At 50.6% G+C, this 1,404-nt stretch carries 1 protein-coding gene; it reads right to left on the bottom strand.

Going from position 1 to position 1,404, the window contains the following annotated elements; all coding sequences use genetic code 11:
* Positions 1-419, bottom strand: a 419-nt coding sequence (locus EJP87_RS17515) for a hypothetical protein (RefSeq protein WP_153188693.1), incomplete at its 3' end; no start/stop codon positions are given.
* Positions 420-1,404 lie beyond the last annotated feature (985 nt).

Genomic DNA, 1,404 nt, shown 5'->3' with positions numbered 1-1,404 from the left:
GCAAGGAGTGTCTCCGCCTCAGCATCTCCTGCACTCTCATCAATCGACTCAGCAAGGAGTGTCTCCGCCTCAGCATCTCCTGCACTTTCGTCAACTAACCCGGTAAGGAGTAATGAATTGACGCATGCCAAATCTATCTCCTCGCGTTTCAGCATTCCCGGTTCAATAGGCGACTCGGTGAACGCCGGAATGGTTCTTATTTGTTCCATTGGTGTATCGGTGGTCGCTCGAACGGTCGCTGCAGATTCCATTAACGGCTCAGTGGTCTTGGATTCTGTTATTCTGGACTCTGTTGTCGCCACTTTGCTTGCTACAGACGCAATCGATACAAACGCGGTTTTGGCTCGCAAAAAGTGGCTTTGAGAGTCAGTGGAAAAGATTGTGCCCCAATTGGGAACAAGAGTTTCATACCTGTCCATGCATTAGTCCAAACTTATATGCCTGGGCGCCTTTGCCTTTGTAAACAAATGGGTGTACCAACTTGACGCCACAACGTTCAACCAAGGTGACTGACATCCTCCGTCCGATTAATGCAACGGGGAATAACATGATACCAGAAACTAAAATATTTATCGTCCTGCCAGCACAACATGGAATAACAACCAGCGACTTAGCTACCTTTTGTCCGGCAAACACGCCAGGAAACAACACCAATCACAAATAAAGCTTAAACGCATATCGTTCAGACGATGCGACGGGGAACAGGACCATACAGCGGTCACACTCTTCTGCCGTGGTGTGCCAATGCTTGAGCATACCGAAATTCACTTCTTGACGGCTACAGGATCGTAATCAAAATCGGACATCCCCTCGCCCATCTCCTTGGCAAGGCGCTGACCAGCAACTCCTCTACAGATCGTCTTTGAATGGTATACTGAGAAACCTCTGAATATGGGAGGGACTCTCCATACCATCCTGCTATTTGGTCATGATTGTAACGTTCTTTCGGCATCCTGACTCCTTCATTTGCGACATTGGTTGGATGTGGTCAACCGACAAGGCTGCGCTGATCACAGCAGATCCTATGCCAGATGACAACAGATGATCCTTGTGCCACAAAATCCACTCGTTGCGTCACCCGCACAGTGAACCAGGGTTGACTTGAATGGCCCATGGGCACAAAATGGTTTCTGGTATCAGTCATTTTTTTATGGTTCTCAGAATGGCAAAGACTCTGATCAGCTGGCTAGGCAGGACCGACCTGCAGGCGCGAACCCAATCGGACCGTGTGGGGTTGGGCCCCATTGCCCAGGCGGTTGGAGCGCGCGGGTATGCCCGGTTGGAGCTGCTCTGCGATTATCCCCAGGAGGAAGCCGAGCCCTATATGGGTTGGCTCAAGGCGCAACACCTCCTTGAAATCGCTCCTCACTACGTCACCCTTACCAGTCCGGTCCATTTTGGCGA

This window comes from Candidatus Magnetaquicoccus inordinatus (assembly GCF_004217665.1).
GTDB classification, from domain to species: Bacteria; Pseudomonadota; Magnetococcia; order Magnetococcales; family Magnetaquicoccaceae; genus Magnetaquicoccus; species Magnetaquicoccus inordinatus.
Note: the sequence above shows the minus strand (reverse complement) of the source record. Positions and strands in the feature narration are given on the sequence as shown.